Origin of the sequence: Leifsonia sp. 563, from assembly GCF_040545055.1 — a bacterium.
Taxonomy (GTDB): Bacteria; Actinomycetota; Actinomycetes; order Actinomycetales; family Microbacteriaceae; genus Leifsonia.
On the sequence record NZ_JBEPLE010000005.1, the window covers coordinates 248,479 to 265,491 of the forward strand.

Here is a 17,013-nt window from a genome sequence, read left to right on the forward strand (position 1 = left end):
GACATCGAGGTAACACGCAGTGGCGCACTCCCCCGCAGCCGCCCCGCCCACCGGACCCATGCCGGTCCTCTCCACCCGGCCGCCGTGGCGCGAGACGTTCGCCTCGCTGCGGGTGCCGAACTACCGCCGGTTCGCGGCGAGCAACCTGGTCGCCAACACGGCGGTGTGGATGCAGCGCATCGCGATGGACTGGCTGGTGCTGCAGCTCTCCGGAAGCGTCGCCGCCGTCGGCGTCACCGTGTTCATGCAGTTCACGCCGATGCTGCTGTTCGGCCTCTGGGGCGGAGTGATCACCGACCGCTACTCCAAGCAGCGGCTGCTCGTCATCACGCAGTCGTGCGCGGCCGCGCTCGCGGCGCTGCTCGCCGTGCTCACGCTGACCGGCGCCATCGAGGTCTGGCACGTCTACGCGATCTCCTTCACGCTCGGTCTCGTCACGGTCGTGGACAACCCGGCACGTCAGGTGTTCGTCAACGAGCTCGTCGGTCCGCGCTACCTGCGCAATGCGATCAGCCTCAACTCGTCGATCTTCCAGCTCGGCGGGCTCATCGGGCCGGCCGTCGGCGGCATCCTCATCACCGCGGTCGGCGGCGGATGGTCGTTCGCCATCAACGCCGTCGCGTGCCTCGCCGTGGTATTCGCCGTGGCGACGCTCAAGCGGTCGGAGCTACACGCGTCGCCTGCGGCTCCCCGCGGCAAGGGGCAGCTGGCCGAGGGGATGCGGTACGTACGCCGCAAGCCGGTGATCTTCTGGACGATCGTCATGGTCGCCGTTGTCGCCGTGTTCGCCTTCAACATGCCCGTGTTCCTCGCCGCCTACGCGAACGACGTCTACAACGTCGGCGCGCAGGGCTACGGGATGTTCAACGCCCTCGTCGCCGCCGGCGCGCTCACCGGCGCACTCGCCTCGACGCGCCGCACCAGCGTCCGGCTGTCCATGGTCGTCGGAACCGCCGCAGCCCTCGGGATCGTGCAGGCACTCGCCGGATTCGCGCCCGGCGAGCTGGCCTTCGGGCTGCTGCTCGTCGCCATCGGCGTCGGCAACCTGCTCTTCATCACCGCGGCCAACTCCCTGGTGCAGATGTCGTCGAACGTGCAGATCCGCGGGCGCGTGATCTCGCTGTACATCCTCGTGCTGCTCGGCGGGCAGGCCCTCGGCGGCCCGCTGATGGGGTGGATCGTGGAGCAGCTCGGCCCGCACGTCGCCATGGCGATCTCCGGGCTCGTGCCCGCCGCGGCGGCCGCCGTGATCGCCGTGCTGGTCGCCCGGCAGGCGAGCCTCCGCCTCCGCTTCGGCCTCCGCGGGCGGCGCCCCGTGATCGCGATCGTCAACCGCGCGGGGAAGACCGGCCAGACGCTCTGACGCGGCGGCAGCGGAGCGCTCCGGTATCGTTGACTCGACGCCCCCGTAGCTCAGCGGATAGAGCAGGAGCCTTCTAATCTCTTGGTCGCAGGTTCGATTCCTGCCGGGGGCACCCTGGAGCAACTCTCGCGGTGCTTCTCATCTCTTGGTCGCAGGTTCGATTCCTGCCGGGGGCACCGTCCTGCGCAAGCAAACAGCTCCTGAGTTTTTCGCGTCCCGAAGCCCATTTCACCCCGAAAAACTCAGGAGCTGTTTGCTTGGGGCGTGGGATGCGAAAAAAGGGCCGGACTTGGGAGTCCGGCCCTGTGTGGGGTGAGTAACGGGGCTTGAACCCGCGACCTCCTGGACCACAACCAGGCGCTCTACCAACTGAGCTATACCCACCACGGCGCCTCGCCGATCACGCGGATCGACCGAAGCAACTCGTCGATTCTAGTACATGCGGGGAGCCCATTTTTCCACCACGCCCGCGGCCAGCGCCTGGGTGTCTTCCGTGGTGGGCCCGGGCGGAGCGACGAACGCGGCCGAGCGGTAGTAGTCGAGCTCGCGGATCGACTCGAGGATGTCGGCGAGCGCCCGGTGGCCGCCGTTCTTCTCCGGGGCGTTGAAGTAGATGCGCGGGAACCAGCGGCGAGCGAGCTCCTTGATCGAGGACACATCCACGTTGCGGTAGTGCAGGTGGTTGTCCAGCCGCGGCATGTACTTGGCGATGAACATGCGGTCGGTGCCGATCGTGTTGCCGGCGAGCGGGGCCGTCCGTGCGGTCGGCGCGAACTTCAGCACGTACTCGAGCACCTCGTACTCGGCCTCGGCGAGGCTCTTGCCGTTCGGGATCTCCTCGATCAGGCCCGAGGTGGTGTGCATCTGCCGAACGAAGTCGCCCATGTTCTCGAGCGCGGAGTCGTCGGGCTTGATGACGATGCTGAGACCGGGGTCGAGCACGTTCAGCTCGAAGTCGGTGATGACCACCGCGATCTCGACGAGCTCATCGACCTCGAGGTCGAGGCCGGTCATCTCGCAGTCGATCCAGACCAGTCGATCCGAGGAAGTAGCCATAACAGGAGTCTAATGCTGGCCCCCGACACCCCCGGACAGACCCGAACCCGCTGCCAGTGCCCCGAAGTCGACCCGCTGCGGCACCGGGAGCTTCGGCCCCATCCCGTCGCCGGTCGACACGTGCCGCACCCGCCGGGCGATCCACGGGATGGCGTACACCCGCAACCAGGTCCGGAACGGCACCGAGTCGGGCGGCATCGGCGCCGTCGCCTCCGGCGCGACCGTCGTCTCCGGCCCGCTCACCTCCGCGTACGGCACGCCCAACGCGTGGGCGGCCTGCGCCGCGAGCAGCCGGTGACCGCGCGTGCTCAGGTGCACGCGGTCGGACGCCCACATCGCCGGGTCGCGGAACTCGCGCACGCCCCACACGTCGAGCACGATCGCGCGCTGATCCCGCGCGATGCTCCAGATGTTCGCGTTGAAGACGGCCGCGCGCCCGCGGAACGGCTTGAGGAAGAAGGCGAACTGCGGATCGAAGATGTTGGCGAGCAGGACGGTCGTCCCCGCGGCCCGGAGGTCGCGGATGCCCGCTTCGAGCCGGGTGGCGAGCGCGTCCGGGTCGGCCGCAGGGCTCATCAGGTCGTTCCCGCCGATCATCACGGAGACGAGGTCGGGCCGCAGGTCGAGCGCGTGCGGGATCTGCGCATCCACCACGTCGGCGATGCGGCGGCCGCGCACGGCCAGGTTGGCGAACTCCAGCGAGGCACCGGCGAGCCGGGCGTCGCCGTCGAGGATGCCGGCCAGGCGGTCGGCCCAGCCGAGGAAGGCGTCCGCCTGCCCCGGGGCGCGGTCGCAGAGGCCCTCGGTGAGCGAGTCTCCGAGGGCGACGTAGCGCGTGAAGGTCGTTCGGCTCACGGGACGATTCTGTTGGTCCCGCCCGCACAGCGGTGGCGCCGACGGCCCGCACCGCGCGATCGTCGCCCCGATTTCCCCGGACGTACACTGACGGTGTGGATTCGACACCGGCCGTTGTCCCGGAGGTCACCGGGAAGGCGCAGCTCACTCTCTACACGTCCGCCTTCTGCGAGCCGTGCATGCAGACGCGTGCCGTGCTCGCCGAGGCGACGCGACTCGCGCCGCGGATCGTGGTGACCGAGCTGGATGTGGCACGCAACCTGGAGCGTGCCGAGCGCGACCGCATCCGCTCCACCCCGACGGTGATCGTCGAAGCGCCGGACGGCACCGAGGTCTTCCGCGCGGAGGGCGTTCCGACCCTCGCGCAGGTGCTCGCGGCCGCCGCGACGGCGCTCTAGGACGCCTTTCCCGCGTCCTCTCCCCCATCGTCGGCCGGGGAGGCCGTCCTGTGGAGCAGGAACAGCCCGCCGTGCGCGGGCAGGTGCCGCCGCTCGGCGTCGGTCTCCACGTACTCGTCGATGACGGCGACGATGCGCCGGTCGAGTTCGGCCACATCCTCGGGCGAGAGATGCAGCGAGAAGCGCGCGTACGTCGCGATGGATGCGGGACCGGCCTCGGCGAGCTCCTGCTGGAACGCATCCACCGGCGCGAAGCCGTCGCTCAGGTCGAGGTCCTCCAGGGGCACGGACAGCCACCAGGTCCGCCCGGTGGAGCGGTAGGGCTTCTCGAGAGCGCCCGTCTCCCCCGTCCGCACCTCCGCCGGCTCCAGGAACCCCGCGTCGACCAGCTGGCGCACGTGGTAGTACGCAGTGCCCGGGTCGACGCCCAACCGGTCGGCGAGCTGCTTGTTGGTGAGCTCGCGGTCGCCGCAGAGCCGCACGATGCGCACACGCAGTGGATGCGACAGGGCTTTGAGCTCCTGCGGCGTCGCCGGGCGGCGCTTCGCGTCCGGTCCTGCGTCGGTACTGGCTTCGTCGGTCACGCTCCGACTTTAGCGTGGATTGCAATTTCATCCATCGATTGAGTTTTCTCAATCACTGTGCAACCCTTGCCGTATGACCGCGAACGGACTCGGGGCACGCTACTGGAAGCTATGGACGTCGGCAGGCCTCTCGAACCTCGCCGACGGCGTGATGAAGGTCGCACTGCCGCTCGTCGCCATCCGCTACACCGACTCCCCCGCGATCATCGCCGGCCTCACGTTCGCCTTCACCCTCCCCTGGCTGCTGTTCGCGCTGACGGCCGGAGCGCTCGCCGACCGGCTGGATCGCCGGCGCCTGATGCTCGTCGCGAACGCGGCCCGCGCGCTCTTCCTCGCCTTCCTGACGGTGGCCACGCTGACCGGGATCGGGTCCATCTGGATGCTGTACGCGGCGGCGATCTGCATCGGCGTCGCGGAGACCGTGTACGACACGTCGTCGCAGTCGATCCTGCCGCAGCTCGTCCCGCGCGACCGCCTCTCCCGGGCGAACGGGCGCCTCTACGCGGCAGAGCTGACCGCGAACGAGTTCGTCGGCCCTCCGCTCGGAGGCTTCCTCGTGGCAACCGGTGTCGCACTCGCGTTCGGCGCGCCCGTCCTGCTGTGGCTCGCGGCGATCGGGATGCTGCTGCTCGTCCGCGGGCATTACCGGGCCGATCGCCCAGAGCGCACGACGATCCGCGCCGACATCGCCGAGGGCCTCCGCTTCCTCCGCCGCAGCACGCTGCTGCGCACGCTCGCAATCATGGTGGGCGTCTTCAACTTCGCCAGCTCCGCCGTTTTCACCGTGTTCGTGCTGTACGCCGTCGGCCCGCAGTCGGCCATGAAGCTGACCGACCCGGGATACGGGCTGCTGTTGACGGCGTCGGCCGTCGGAAGCGTGCTCGGCACCTTCCTCGCGGAGCCCGCAGAGCGCCTGCTCGGACGGGCGCGCGGCCTCGCATTGACCATCGTCGGCTCCCTCTTCACCGTCGCGACGCCGTTCTTCACCACGAACCCCTTCGTCATCGCGGCGGGCATGCTGATCGGGGGCGTCACCGTCTCGATCTGGAACGTGATCACCGTCTCGTTGCGGCAGCGCGTCACCCCCACCCGACTTCTCGGGCGCGTCAACAGCGCGTACCGCCTGCTCGCCTGGGGCACGATGCCGCTCGGCGCGCTCGCCGGCGGACTCATCGGTCAGGTCTTCGGCGTGCGCTGGGTCTTCCTCGTGATGGGCATCCTGGTCGTGCTGCAGCTCATCCCGATGCTCTGGGTCACCGACCGGCGCATGGATGCGGCAGAAGCCGTGGTGGAGGCCGAGGAGCGCGCGGAGGCTCCGACCGACTCGCCGACAGGTCGTTGACGCGTACACGACTTTGCCAGGATCCATGCCCGAACCGTCCAGAAACAGCGCCTAGGGTCTTCTACCGACGGCAGTGAAAGCCGTCCGTGCCGCGCAGGCGCGCATCCAGGCCCCGAACCCGTAAGGCCCCCAACCTGAGACGTCCCCCGGCGTCGCCCTGGACACGCAGCCCTTCCCACGCCCGGCACACCCGCGCCGCATGCCGCGCCTTCCGGACCACGGGTCCACGAGGCGCTTCCGCGCGTGCCGCGCGGCAGTCAGCCCGCAGGACCACCCGAAAACACACGGTCCGGTCGCATGGACGCCCACGGCGTCGCCATGCGACAGGCGGGGAAGCCCGATCCAGGAAAAGCATGCTGAGTTCTCTCCGTACCACCCTCAAGAGCAGTCCCATCCCCTTCGGCCGCATCGTCTCCGGTGCCGCCGCCGTGCTGGTCAGCGCCAGCCTCCTCGCCCCCGCGATGGCCCAGCAGCAGGAGAGCGAGCGGAAGACCCGCGAGCTCTCGGAGGCCACCGGGATGCGCCACGAGCAGCTCTCCGTCTACGACTCGATCGTGCGCGACCGTCTCGAGCGCCAGGCGAAGACGACGCTGACCGGAGCAGAGGCCACCGTCAACGCGAACCAGGCCAAGGCCGACGCGTCGGCGGCGAAGACCGCGATCGCCGGCCTGAGCGGCTACACCAAGCTCGACGAGGACACCCTCCGCGACAGCATCGTGGCGACCCAGGCCGCGTCCGACGCCCTGGCCGCCGCCGGCGCCGAGGCCGACCGCCGTGCCGCCGAGGCCGCCGCTGCTGCCGCAGCCGCTCTCGCCAACGCCAACACTCCGGCGGGGGCGAAGGCGACGGCCGCGAGCCTCGCCGCCAGCCAGTACGGCTGGGGCGCCGACCAGTTCCAGTGCCTCGAGCAGCTGTGGCAGCGCGAGTCGCAGTGGAACTACCAGGCGTCCAACCCCGGCAGCGGTGCGACCGGCATCCCGCAGGCCCTCCCGGGCAGCAAGATGGCGTCGTTCGGAACCGACTGGGCGACCAACGCCACCACCCAGATCAAGTGGGGACTCGACTACATCTCCCGCGGGTACGGAACTCCGTGCGCCGCGTGGGGCCACTCCGAGGCCGTCAACTGGTACTGACCTGAGAGCCGGGGAGGCGGCCGGCGGCCGCCGGTAGACTCGCGCGAGTGAGCACCGAGCACGCCCCCGCCTCCCCCGCCATCCGCGGAGCCCATCTCGTCGGCAGCGTCAACCTGCCGGACGCCGAGACGGTGTTCCGCACCGTGAACGCCCATCTCGGCGACCGGATGCGCCGCATCCCGGACGGCGAGGTGGGCGAACGCTTCTACTGGGTGCAGTTCCAGACGGGCCGCCTCGACACGATGAGCGGCCTTTCGCGCATCCCCGGTGATGCGCCGCTGCTGCGCGGCGTGTTCGACCCGCGCCCGTTCCATCTCGATGAGGGCGTGTCCGCCGACGACCTCGTCTTCCCCGACCTCGGCTATGCAGAGGCGGCTCTCGACTCGTACGGGGTGTTCCGCAGCCTCCGCGAGGATGGCGTCATCCCGGCGGGCGTGCGCTTCCAGGTGTCCCTGCCGACACCGGCCGGCGTGGTCGGGCCGTTCATCGTGCCGGAGGACCGCGCCGCTGTCGAACCCGCCTACGAGCGGGCACTCTTCGGCGAGCTGCAGCGCATCCTCGACGGCATCCCGCACGACGACCTCGCGATCCAGTGGGACACCGCCGTCGAGTTCGCGTTGCTCGAAGGGCGGATGCCGTCGTGGTTCGGCGGCGACGTGCTCGCCGGCGTCGTCGAGCGCGCCGTCCGGCAGGCCCCGGCGGTGCCCGCCGACGTGCAGCTCGGCTATCACCTCTGTTACGGCGATGTGGAGGAGCAGCACTTCGTTCAGCCCACCGATGCGGGGCGTCTCGCCGCGGTGCTCCACGGCATCCTCGACGCCGCTCCGCGCCCCGTCACGTGGGTGCACCTCCCGGTGCCGATCGAGCGGGACGACGCGGCGTACTTCGCCCCGCTCGCCGACGTCGTGGTGCCCGCGGAGACCGAGCTGTACCTCGGGCTTCTGCATCACGAGGACGGCGTGGAGGGCGCGCGTCGCCGGGCGCAGGCGGCCGCGACCGCGCAGCCCCGCTTCGGCGTCGCGACGGAGTGCGGGTTCGGCCGCGGCCCGAGCGAGCGCACGGCCGGGCTGCTCGACCTCCACGCCGCCGTCGCCGAGGCGTGGTGAGCCGCGCGTGACGCTCGACCTCGACCAGGACGCCTTCGAGGCGATGGTCACTGACGAGCTCGATCAACTGCCGGATGAGATGGTCGACGGCCTCGACAACGTCGTGTTCGTCGTGGAGGACCGCCCGGAGGACGGCTCCCTCGACCTGCTCGGTCTCTACGAGGGTGTCGCCCTCACCGAGCGCGACACGTACGGCTTCGGCGAGATGCCGGACCGCATCGTGCTCTACCGAGAGCCGCTCCTCGCGATCAGCTCCGATGAGGACGAACTGCGCGACGAGATCCACATCACGCTCGTGCACGAGATCGCCCACTACTACGGCATCGACGACGAGCGTCTGCACGAGCTGGGCTGGGCCTAGCCAGGACGGCCGGCGCAGCCCACGGGACTCAGCGGGAGGTCAGGCGCCGTTCCCGAAGATCGACTCGTCTTCCTTGTCGGCCTCCACCGGGTCGGAGTCCGGAGCGTCGAAGTGGTACGACACCAGCTTCTGGCCCTCGACCTCGCGCTCCTCGCCCGCGACGTACCAGAACGTCGACTCCAGGCCTTCGACGGCGGCGATCACGCCGATGCGCTCGTCCACCTTGCCGTCCACGAGGAAGCGGCGGTCGCTCTGGCCGACGAGCGGCCCGTCGGCGTACTCGACGATGTATTCGGGGTCCTGTCGTGCGTCGGTCATGACTCCACCGTAGTACCCGATCGGACGTCGGTGATCCCACCCGGCAGGTCGAGTCCCGTCACGTCCAGGACGAGGTTCGCGGCGGCACGCGGATGCTCGCGGGCGACGAAGCGCTCGAACTGCGCCTGCCAGCGGTCCCACTCCGCCGCGAACGTCTCACCGTCACGGGCGAGTGCGCGCTCTTTGCGGAGGGCGTCGTCCGCTTCCAGCCAGACGGTCAGGTCCGCGCAGGCGGCGTTCCGGCGCGAGAGCGTGCCGCATCCCTCGACCACGAGCGGCTCGCCGCCGGCCACCAGCTCGACCCCGGCCGGATGATGGCCCGCCCAGTCCCAGCGCCGCCAGCTGCCCGCGCCGATCGCCCGGAGCGGCTCGAGGAGGTCACGGCCGAGCGCCTCGCTTCCCGCATCGAGGCCGTCCCATCCCGGGTACAGGTCGTCCATGCGCACGAGCCGCGGGCGCCCCTCCGCCGGCCAGCGCGCGATGAGGAGGTCGGCGAGGGTGCTCTTGCCGGCGCCGCTCGGTCCGTCGATCAGCACGATCGGGGTCCGGCCGGCGCTCGTCGCGTCGGCGACGGCCCGTGCGACGGCTGAGCGGAGCACGCCGATCGGGTCGTCAGCTGAGCGGTGCATTCCAGCTCCCCGCTGCGACGGCCGCCGCGATCGCGAGCCCGGCGACCAGCGCCGCGACGACCAGGGCGGCCCAATCGCGCCCGCGGAAGACGGAGGGGCGCGCCCACGTGCGCGTGCCGGGCGCGCCGAAGCCGCGCGCCTCCATCGCCGTCGCCAGCTTCGTGCCGCGGCGCAGCGACAGCACGAACAGGGCGAACGACTGCCCGAGGAAGCGGCGGAAGGCGCCCGACTCCGCGACGCCGCGCGCGCGGCGCGCCAGGGTCAGGGCACGCCAGTCCTCCGCGAACAGTCCGACCAGACGGAGAGCAGCGAGCCCGCCGATCACGAAACGCGCGGGCAGGCGCACCAGCTGCGCCAATCCATCCGCCAGGTCGGTCGGGTCGATGGTGACGAACAGCAGCACCGCGGGCAGGCCGATGGCGAGCACGCGCAGGGCGGTCGCCACGCCGAGGGCGATCGAGCCGTCGCTGATCTCGATTGCCCACCACTGCACGTAGACGGTGCCGGACGTCTGCCCGTAGAGCACGGTCGTGAGCCCGGCGAGCGGGGCCGCGATCCACACCGGGGCGGTCCGCACGACGACGGAGCGGAGCGGGATGCGCGCGAGCGTCAGCAGGACGAGCTCCAGCCCCAGGGCGACGCCGGCCGAGACCGGGTCGATCGACAGGAGCAGGGCGACCGTGACGATGAGCGCCGCGCCCAGCTTCGCGACAGGATTGAGCGTCGCGAGCGGGCCGGTGCGGAGCGGCTGCAGCAGGGTCATGCGCGCACCTCCGCGACGTCGAGGCGGAGTGCCGCGGCACCGACGGCCTCGATGAACTCGGCGTCGTGCGTCGCCGCGACGATGGCGTGACCGTCCCGCCGCAGGTCGGCGATCATCCGCACGAGGCCGTCCCAGGTGCGCGCGTCCTGACCGAAGGTCGGCTCGTCCAGCACCAGGAGGCGTGGCCGGGTCGCAAGCGCGGTGCCGACCGACAGCCGGCGCTTCTGACCGCCGGACAGCGTGAACGGATTCGCGTCGGCGACGTCGGTCAGCGCGAGCCCGTCGAGCAGCTCGTCAACTCGGCGCTCGACGTCGTCGGCCGCCAGCCGCAGGGCACGGGGCCCCGCGGCGAGCTCGTCCCGCACCGTGGAGGCGATGAACTGGTGCTCGGGGTTCTGGAAGACGCTCCCGATGCGGGTGAGCAGCTCGCGCGAGCGCCAGGTCGCCGGATCGGTGGATGCTCCGGCCGCCAGCTCCGGCTCGGCGACGAGCGCACCGCCGAGTGGCGGCAGCAGACCACCGAGGGTCAGCGCGAGGGTCGATTTGCCCGCTCCGTTCGCTCCGGTCAGCGCCAGCGCCGTGCCCTCGCGGACGTCCACATCGACCGGACGCCCGACGGGGACACCGACCGGCGGACGCCCGCGCTTCCGGCCCCGCGTCACGGCCGGCCCGCGACCGAACACCAGCGACCGCGCGGTCAGCAGCGGGGCGCCCTCGGCGACGGACGACGAGCGTGGCACCGGCGTACCGGGCAGCCACACGCCGGCGCGCCGCAGCTCTCCGGCCGTATCGGCGAGGACCTTGCCGGGTTCGCCGTCGGCCAGCACACCGCCGTCGGCCCCGAGCACCACGACGCGCGTCACCAGGTCGCGCCACACCGCCACGCGGTGCTCGACGACGACCAGGGTGGCGCCTGTGGCGTCGAGGGCCGAGCGAACCGCATCCCGAACCTCCAGCACCCCGTCGGGGTCGAGGTTCGCGGTCGGCTCGTCGAGCAGCAGCAGGCCGGGCCGCATGGCGAGCAGCCCGGCCAGCGCCAGACGTTGCTTCTGACCTCCTGAAAGCTGGCTCGTCGACCGGTCGAGCGGCACGTCGAGGCCGACATCGCCCAGCGCCCGCCGGACGCGTGCCCACAACTCGTCGCGCGGCACCCCGAGGTTCTCGCACGCGAAGGCGACATCGTCGCCGACCCGGGCGAGGATGACCTGGGCGTCCGGATCCTGCAGCAGCAGTCCCGCCGTCCCTCGCGCCGACGCAGGCGGTCGGCCGCCGACGGTCAGCGACCCTTCGGCCTCGCCGTCGTCATCCCCGCCGAGCACACCGGCCAGGCCCGCGAGGAGCGTGCTCTTGCCCGCGCCGGACGCGCCGAGCAGCAGCACGCGCTCCCCCGGCTCGATCCGCAGATCGACCCCGCGGGCCGCCCAGGCGTCCCGTCCGGCGTAACGCCAGCCCCACCCGTCGACCCGGACCCCGGCTGGGGCGGTCAGTCCCGACTCCACGGCCGTCAGGCCCGCGACGCCGTCCGCGACTCGCGGCCCGCGGCGAAGCGGCTGAGCGCCCCCGTCTTCGCGAGTGCACGGACGAGCAGCCACGAGCCGAGGCCCGCGACCACGATGCCCGAGATCGTCGTGGTGATCGCATACGTGATCGCGAACTCCGGCTTGGACCCCGGGTACCAGTACAGGAGGTCGAGGATCGACTCGGCGATCCCGGCGCCGGCGCCGGCCAGGAGGGCGGGTACGAGGCGCCAGTTCGCGTAGAGGAACAGCGCGAAGACGATCTCGGCGCCGAGTCCCTGCACGACGCCGGAGAGCAGGGTCGCGAATCCCCACTGCGTGCCGATCAGCGCTGAGACGGTGGCCGCGACGACCTCGCCGAACAGCGCGGCGCCGGGCTTCCGCACGATGAGTGCCACGAGTACCCCGGCGAACAGCCACGGGCCGTTCAGGATGCCCTGGAAGCCCGGGAGGACGGCCCCGACCGGGCCCGAGATCGGGTTCTGGACGATGCCCCAGACCCAGAAGACGACGCCGGACGCGACGGCGACGACGCTGGCGACGACGATGTCGACGACGCGCCAGCGGAAGACGCGCGAACGCGCGCCGGTGGACGAGGAGGTGATGGTTGCATGCACTGGACGTGCCCTTTCATTCAGCGAAACAGGGCACGGGATGTGAGATGGCCTCCCTGCGCTGGCATGACCCAGATCAGGTTCGACGGTCGAGACTTGGAGAAGTCTCCTCTCAGCCCGGCTCACCGGACTCCCGTGTTCGCCCCCAATACTAGTCCGCTGAGGGCACGGTGCTACTTCTTGAGCGCGCGGATCACGCGCGACCAGGCGTGACCGGCCACCCAGACGAACGGGATGCCGATCGCCAGCAGCGTGATCAGGTTCGGACGGAACCGGACCCCGGTCTCGTCGGAGACGTACGCGCCGAAGGGCACGGCCCATCCGCCGCCGCCACCGCCGCCGGGGGCGTCCTCGCCGCCCTCGCCCACGACTCCCGCGCCGAAACCGAACTGGACGGCCGCCACCGGCACGATGGTGGTCCCGTCGACGACGACGGGCTCGCCGTAGACCGACTTGATGCCGGAGGCGCTGAGCGTCTCCGCGAGCTTGAGCGAGATGTTCGTCATACGCCTGAGCGTAGCCCCCGGCTTCCCGTGCGACCAGGCCCGTTCAGTCGCTCACGTACTTCGGGTTGCGGCCGTCGCGCTCCTCCTCGTCGGCGTCGCGCGCACGGCGCACCAGCGAGGCCGGTCCGATCATCCCGCGGCCGAACCGCGCGCTCACCGCGTCGAGGGTGCGCTCGGTCTCGCGCCACTCCTCGTCCGGATCCCAGAGCGCGACCGCGTCGCCGCCCGCATCGAGCAGCTGCTCCGCGCGGACGCCGATGAGCCGCAGCGGCGTCTGCCGCACGTCGAGGTTGAGGGCGCCGAACACATCCCACGCCTCCTCGAACAGGCGCCTGCCGACGTTGGTCGGCTCCGCCAACGTGCGCGACCGCGTGATCGTCCGGAAGTCGGAGAACCGCACCTTGATCGACACGGTGCGGGCGATCATCGCGTGCTTGCGGAGCCGCTCGCCGACCCGGCCCGACAAGCGCAGGAACTCGCGGCGGAGGACGTCGAGGTCGCCGACATCCGTGCCGAAGGTGTTCTCGTGGCCGATGCTCTTCTCGCGCGACTCGGTCACGATACCGCGGTCGTCCCGGCCGTTCGCGAGCTCGTGGAGCTTGCGGCCGCTCGCGTCTCCGACGGCTTTCTGGAGCACGTGCAGCGGGGCGTCCGCGAGGTCGCCGACCGTAAGCAGCCCCATCCGCTCCAGCGACGCCTGCGTGCTCGCACCGACGCCCCACAGCGCGCCCACCGGGAGCGGGCGGAGGAAGGCGAGCGTCTCGGAGCGCGGGATGACCAGCAGGCCGTCCGGCTTGGCGCGGCCCGAGGCGAGCTTCGCCATGAACTTCGTCGCCGCGACCCCGACCGAGCAGGTCAGGCCGGTCTCCTCCTGCACCCGCGACCGGATCAGCTCGGCGATGCGGCGCGGCGACCCGAGCAGGCGGCGGGCGCCCGAGACATCGAGGAACGCCTCGTCGATGCTGAGCGGCTCCACCAGCGGCGTGACCTCCCGGAAGATGTCCATCACCTTCGCCGAGTACTCGGTGTACCGGTCGTAGTGGGGCGGGAGAATGATCGCGTTCGGACACAGCCGGAGCGCCTGCGACATGGGCATCGCGCTGCGCACGCCGTACCGCCGCGCCTCGTACGTCGCGCTCGTGACGACGCCGCGGCCGCCCGCATGCCCGACGATCGCCGGCTTGCCGCGGGCGTCCGGGCGCTCCAGCAGCTCGACGGACGCGAAGAACGCATCCATGTCGACATGCAGGATGGCGGACTCGGAGTCGTCGACGTCGGCCGCGCTCACCTGCCGCTGGCTGCCATCCGCTCGTCCCACGACTCCAGCTTCTCACCCGCCGCCGACACGCGGGACCCTCCTCCGCCGAAGTGCACGTCGTGGCGCCTAAAACCGGCGAATAGCGACCACGACGTGCACTTCGCGGACTCTGCGACGTACGTTGGGGGCATGGAATTCAGGTACCTCGGCAACAGCGGTCTCAAGATCTCGGAGATCATCTACGGCAACTGGCTCACCCACGGCTCGCAGGTCGAGAACGACACGGCGACCGAGTGCGTGCACGCCGCCCTCGACGTGGGGATCACGACCTTCGACACCGCGGACGCGTACGCCAACACGGTCGCGGAGCAGGTGCTCGGCGACGCCCTGAAGAGCCAGCGCCGCGCCTCCCTCGAGATCTTCACCAAGGTCTACTGGCCGACGGGCCCCAAGGGCCACAACGACGTCGGGCTCTCGCGCAAGCACATCCTCGAGTCGATCGACGGATCGCTGCAGCGCCTCGGCACCGACTACGTCGACCTGTACCAGGCGCACCGGTATGACCACGAGACGCCGCTCGAGGAGACGATGCAGGCGTTCGCCGACGTCGTCCGCGCCGGCAAGGCCCTCTACATCGGCGTCAGCGAGTGGACGGCCGACCAGCTGCGCGCGGGACACGCGCTCGCCAAGGAGCTCAACATCCAGCTCATCTCGAACCAGCCGCAGTACTCGATGCTGTGGCGGGTCATCGAGAAGCAGGTCGTCCCCACCTCGGGCGAGCTCGGGATCTCGCAGATCGTCTGGTCGCCGGTCGCCCAGGGCGTGCTCACCGGCAAGTACAAGCCGGGACAGCAGGCGCCGGAGGGCAGCCGCGCGGCCGACGAGAAGGGCGGCGCCGACGCCATCCGCGGATTCATGCGCGACGAGGTGCTGACCGCGGTGCAGGGGCTCCAGCCGATCGCGGACGAGCTCGGCATCACCATGGCGCAGCTCGCCGTGGCGTGGGTGCTGCAGAACCAGAACGTGTCCGGCGCGATCGTCGGCGCGTCGCGCCCGGAGCAGGTGCGGTCGAACGCCGCGGCCGCCGGTGTGCGTCTGTCCGGCGACGTCATGGCGCGCATCGACGAGACCGTCGGGGATGTCGCCCAGACCGACCCCGCGCTCACCGTCTCCCCCGCCAAGCGCCCGGCCTGATCCGCCGCTCGGGCGTCAGACGAGGGCGGCGACCAACGGGCGCAGCCAGTCGCGGAAGGCGACGGAGTCGTTCCGCAGCGACGCGCTGACCACGACGGTGTGCGGGCCGACGATCCAGGTGCCCTTCTCGGCGAGCGGCAGCACGTCGATGTCGAGCCGGAAGTACCCGGCCTGACGGCGGAGCTCGTGCTCGCGCTCGCGCACCACGTCCACGATGTCGGCCGCGCGGCGGGCGTGGTGCTCGGCGCTGTCCACCAGGTACTCGGCGTGCCGCGCCGTCGCCCACCCGGCGGCCGCGTCGTAGTGAGCGATCACCGCATCCTGCAGCTCGATCACCCGGTCGAACGCCTCGAAATGCGGAGGCCGCAGCAGTGGCGCCGTGAGGCGACGGTGCCGGTCGGCCGCCACCTCGAACCACGCCTCCCACTGCCGGTCGAGGGCGGCAGCGCCCTCCTCCCGCGCAGCATCCGGGTCGGCGGCGGGCGCAGCCGGTCGTCCGGCGGGACGAGCGGGATGGATGAACGGAGCCGGCCGCGTGCGCGGCACCGGTGCGGATGCACTACGCCCGTCCACGGCCTCCGCCCGCCCGGAGTGCAGCACCGGGAGCACCGTCGGCTCGAGTCGCGGGAGCGCGGGCTCCACCCGGCCGTGGAGACCGGCGAGCTCGCGCACGGCGAGGGCGACGAGCAGGTCCCACGGGCAGTCCTCCGTGACCTGCCATCGAAGGGTGCCCTCGACGAACATGCCGACATTGTAGGTTCGCTGCGCGCCGCGAGGTAGTGGGTGCCGAACCGGTTCAGCGGAGCGGCAGGATGCGGGACCTCAGCGGTCGTACGGTTCCTCGGCCACGAGGAGCGACGCCGGGATGATCGCCGTCTCGTACGGTCCGCGTCCGTCGCGTCGGTGCTGGGGCTCGAAGAACGACACCGTCCACGTCGTCAGGCCGTCCTGCGGCCCGTAGACGTTGCGCAGCCCGCGGTCGCCCGGCGCGATGATCACGCCCGTCGGCTCGCCGATCCAGTCGTCCGACGACGCCGGGTCGTGCTCACGCACGTAGACCTGCACTCCGACACCGAGCCCGGGACTGCGGCGGCCCGTTGTCTCCGGACTCCCGCCCGTCGCCGATCGATCTCCGGATGCGCGTCTCCACATGCCGTCCATCGTGCCACCCCCGGGCTGTGCGACCGCTCAGTGCTTGCGGTCAGTGCGACGTCGTCGGCCGCGTCGAACCCCCGGCACGGCGCGCCGGATCGAGAAGCCGGCGCAGCGTCCACCGCTCGGCGACCGTCCACGTCGTCGACGTGAGGATGTAGACAGCGGCCGCCAGCGGGACGAACGCCGCGAAGACCACGGTCACATAGGGCAGGAACGACAGCGCGCGCAGCATCCCGACCGGTGCCGTCGAACCTTCCGGCTGCGGCAGCGTCAGCACCCGTCGGGACACCGTGGTCACGATCGCGATCAACGCGAGGACGCCGAAGTAGACGAGGATCCCCGGCCAGACCCCGGCCCCCGCGCCGGTGAGCCCGACGAAGCTGGTTCCGAGGGGCGCCCCGAAGGCGTGCTCCCCGAGCAGCGTGTTGGCGTGCCCGGCGATGGTGGGATGCGTGAACACGGCGTACAGCAGCGTCACGACGGGGATCTGCGCGAGCAGCGGCAGCATCCCGGCGAACGGCGACACCTGTTCCTCGCGGTACACCTCCATCGTCTTCTGGGCGAGCGTCTCGCGGTCGCCCTTGTGCCGGCGCTGCAGCTCGGCGAGGCGGGGAGCGATCCGCCGGCGGCTGTACTCGGCGCGCACCTGGCTGACGCCGACGGGGATGAGGACGACGCGGACGAGCAGCGTCAGGACGACGACGGCGACGAGGCCGGCGGCGGTTCCGGCGATCGGTTCGACGGCGGTGGAGAGAGCGGTGACGAGGCTGTATGCCCCGTCGAGGAGGGCCGCGATGGGCGGCCAGGAGAAGAAGTCCATGAGTGTGTGATCCCTGCGATTCGGACGGATGCGGACGCGTC

The 17,013-nt window shown here is 71.2% G+C and carries 20 protein-coding genes, 2 tRNA genes and 1 riboswitch; of the genes, 8 read left to right on the forward strand and 14 right to left on the reverse strand.

The window, feature by feature from the left end; translation table 11 throughout:
• The first annotated feature begins 58 nt into the window (after positions 1-58).
• Both ABIC47_RS15285 and ABIC47_RS15290 read left to right on the forward strand, forming a co-directional pair.
• Positions 59-1,363, forward strand: a complete 1,305-nt coding sequence (locus tag ABIC47_RS15285; RefSeq protein WP_354481712.1) for an MFS transporter — start codon at positions 59-61, stop codon at positions 1,361-1,363.
• 39 nt (positions 1,364-1,402) lie between these two features.
• Positions 1,403-1,475, forward strand: a tRNA-Arg gene (locus ABIC47_RS15290).
• Positions 1,476-1,671: 196 nt separating this feature from the next.
• On the opposite strand, the gene ABIC47_RS15295 is transcribed toward ABIC47_RS15290, so the two are convergent.
• From ABIC47_RS15295 to ABIC47_RS15305, 3 genes are all read right to left on the reverse strand, one after another.
• Positions 1,672-1,747 (reverse strand) — tRNA-His (locus tag ABIC47_RS15295).
• Between the two features lie 48 nt (positions 1,748-1,795).
• Entirely contained in the window at positions 1,796-2,419 is a 624-nt protein-coding gene (orn, locus tag ABIC47_RS15300) for an oligoribonuclease (protein WP_029042786.1), read from the reverse strand.
• A 9-nt stretch (positions 2,420-2,428) separates the two neighbouring features.
• On the reverse strand, positions 2,429-3,274 hold the full coding sequence (locus ABIC47_RS15305) for an SGNH/GDSL hydrolase family protein (RefSeq protein ID WP_354481648.1): 846 nt from the start codon (positions 3,272-3,274) through the stop codon (positions 2,429-2,431).
• Positions 3,275-3,369: 95 nt separating this feature from the next.
• On the opposite strand from ABIC47_RS15305, the gene ABIC47_RS15310 reads away from it, so the two are divergent.
• Entirely contained in the window at positions 3,370-3,672 is a 303-nt protein-coding gene (locus ABIC47_RS15310; RefSeq protein ID WP_020074947.1) for a thioredoxin family protein, read from the forward strand.
• On the opposite strand, the gene ABIC47_RS15315 is transcribed toward ABIC47_RS15310, so the two are convergent.
• The gene (locus ABIC47_RS15315) at positions 3,669-4,256 is read right to left on the reverse strand and encodes an ArsR/SmtB family transcription factor (RefSeq protein ID WP_354481651.1); all 588 of its coding nucleotides are present in this window, start codon (positions 4,254-4,256) and stop codon (positions 3,669-3,671) included. The genes ABIC47_RS15310 and ABIC47_RS15315 overlap by 4 nt on opposite strands.
• A gap of 73 nt (positions 4,257-4,329) precedes the next feature.
• Between ABIC47_RS15315 and ABIC47_RS15320 the strand changes: the two genes are divergently transcribed.
• From ABIC47_RS15320 to ABIC47_RS15335, 4 genes are all read left to right on the forward strand, one after another.
• Entirely contained in the window at positions 4,330-5,598 is a 1,269-nt protein-coding gene (locus ABIC47_RS15320; RefSeq protein ID WP_354481654.1) for an MFS transporter, read from the forward strand.
• 353 nt (positions 5,599-5,951) lie between these two features.
• Positions 5,952-6,731, forward strand: a complete 780-nt coding sequence (locus ABIC47_RS15325) for an aggregation-promoting factor C-terminal-like domain-containing protein (RefSeq protein ID WP_018190751.1) — start codon at positions 5,952-5,954, stop codon at positions 6,729-6,731.
• A 47-nt stretch (positions 6,732-6,778) separates the two neighbouring features.
• Positions 6,779-7,837, forward strand: a complete 1,059-nt coding sequence (locus ABIC47_RS15330) for a hypothetical protein (protein WP_354481657.1) — start codon at positions 6,779-6,781, stop codon at positions 7,835-7,837.
• Between the two features lie 43 nt (positions 7,838-7,880).
• Complete coding sequence (locus ABIC47_RS15335; protein WP_354481715.1) at positions 7,881-8,198, forward strand: metallopeptidase family protein; 318 nt, start codon at positions 7,881-7,883, stop codon at positions 8,196-8,198.
• Between the two features lie 39 nt (positions 8,199-8,237).
• Here the strand turns inward: ABIC47_RS15335 and ABIC47_RS15340 are convergent, their stop codons facing one another.
• From ABIC47_RS15340 to ABIC47_RS15370, 7 genes are all read right to left on the reverse strand, one after another.
• Positions 8,238-8,516 carry a hypothetical protein gene (locus ABIC47_RS15340; protein ID WP_018190748.1) on the reverse strand — a complete coding sequence of 93 codons (279 nt, stop codon included), beginning with the start codon at positions 8,514-8,516 and terminating at the stop codon, positions 8,238-8,240.
• Positions 8,513-9,145 (reverse strand): nucleoside/nucleotide kinase family protein, encoded by a 633-nt coding sequence (locus ABIC47_RS15345; RefSeq protein ID WP_354481660.1) that lies wholly within the window; start codon positions 9,143-9,145, stop codon positions 8,513-8,515. Before ABIC47_RS15345 ends, ABIC47_RS15340 begins: the two co-directional genes overlap by 4 nt.
• Positions 9,129-9,908: an energy-coupling factor transporter transmembrane component T family protein gene (locus tag ABIC47_RS15350; protein WP_089875508.1), complete on the reverse strand. Its 780-nt coding sequence runs from the start codon at positions 9,906-9,908 to the stop codon at positions 9,129-9,131. Before ABIC47_RS15350 ends, ABIC47_RS15345 begins: the two co-directional genes overlap by 17 nt.
• Complete coding sequence (locus ABIC47_RS15355; RefSeq protein ID WP_354481663.1) at positions 9,905-11,407, reverse strand: ABC transporter ATP-binding protein; 1,503 nt, start codon at positions 11,405-11,407, stop codon at positions 9,905-9,907. The genes ABIC47_RS15350 and ABIC47_RS15355 overlap by 4 nt, the downstream gene beginning before the upstream one ends.
• 5 nt (positions 11,408-11,412) lie before the next feature.
• Positions 11,413-12,042: an ECF transporter S component gene (locus tag ABIC47_RS15360; protein WP_354481666.1), complete on the reverse strand. Its 630-nt coding sequence runs from the start codon at positions 12,040-12,042 to the stop codon at positions 11,413-11,415.
• 33 nt (positions 12,043-12,075) lie between these two features.
• A riboswitch (TPP riboswitch) is annotated at positions 12,076-12,186 on the reverse strand.
• 26 nt (positions 12,187-12,212) lie between these two features.
• The gene (locus ABIC47_RS15365; RefSeq protein WP_018190743.1) at positions 12,213-12,545 is read right to left on the reverse strand and encodes a spore germination protein GerW family protein; all 333 of its coding nucleotides are present in this window, start codon (positions 12,543-12,545) and stop codon (positions 12,213-12,215) included.
• A 43-nt stretch (positions 12,546-12,588) separates the two neighbouring features.
• Positions 12,589-13,863, reverse strand: a complete 1,275-nt coding sequence (locus tag ABIC47_RS15370) for a DNA polymerase IV (protein WP_231371043.1) — start codon at positions 13,861-13,863, stop codon at positions 12,589-12,591.
• A 129-nt stretch (positions 13,864-13,992) separates the two neighbouring features.
• On the opposite strand from ABIC47_RS15370, the gene ABIC47_RS15375 reads away from it, so the two are divergent.
• A complete protein-coding gene (locus ABIC47_RS15375) occupies positions 13,993-14,997 on the forward strand; it encodes an aldo/keto reductase family protein (RefSeq protein WP_354481669.1) in 1,005 nt (334 codons plus the stop codon).
• A 15-nt stretch (positions 14,998-15,012) separates the two neighbouring features.
• On the opposite strand, the gene ABIC47_RS15380 is transcribed toward ABIC47_RS15375, so the two are convergent.
• The 3 genes from ABIC47_RS15380 to ABIC47_RS15390 all read right to left on the reverse strand — a co-directional run bounded on the left by ABIC47_RS15380 (position 15,013) and on the right by ABIC47_RS15390 (position 16,972).
• Positions 15,013-15,741 (reverse strand): hypothetical protein, encoded by a 729-nt coding sequence (locus tag ABIC47_RS15380; RefSeq protein WP_354481672.1) that lies wholly within the window; start codon positions 15,739-15,741, stop codon positions 15,013-15,015.
• 78 nt (positions 15,742-15,819) lie between these two features.
• Positions 15,820-16,050, reverse strand: coding sequence for a hypothetical protein (locus tag ABIC47_RS15385; RefSeq protein ID WP_231374395.1), 231 nt, complete (start codon positions 16,048-16,050; stop codon positions 15,820-15,822).
• A 148-nt stretch (positions 16,051-16,198) separates the two neighbouring features.
• Positions 16,199-16,972: a YidC/Oxa1 family membrane protein insertase gene (locus tag ABIC47_RS15390; RefSeq protein ID WP_354481675.1), complete on the reverse strand. Its 774-nt coding sequence runs from the start codon at positions 16,970-16,972 to the stop codon at positions 16,199-16,201.
• Between the last annotated feature and the right edge of the window lie 41 nt (positions 16,973-17,013).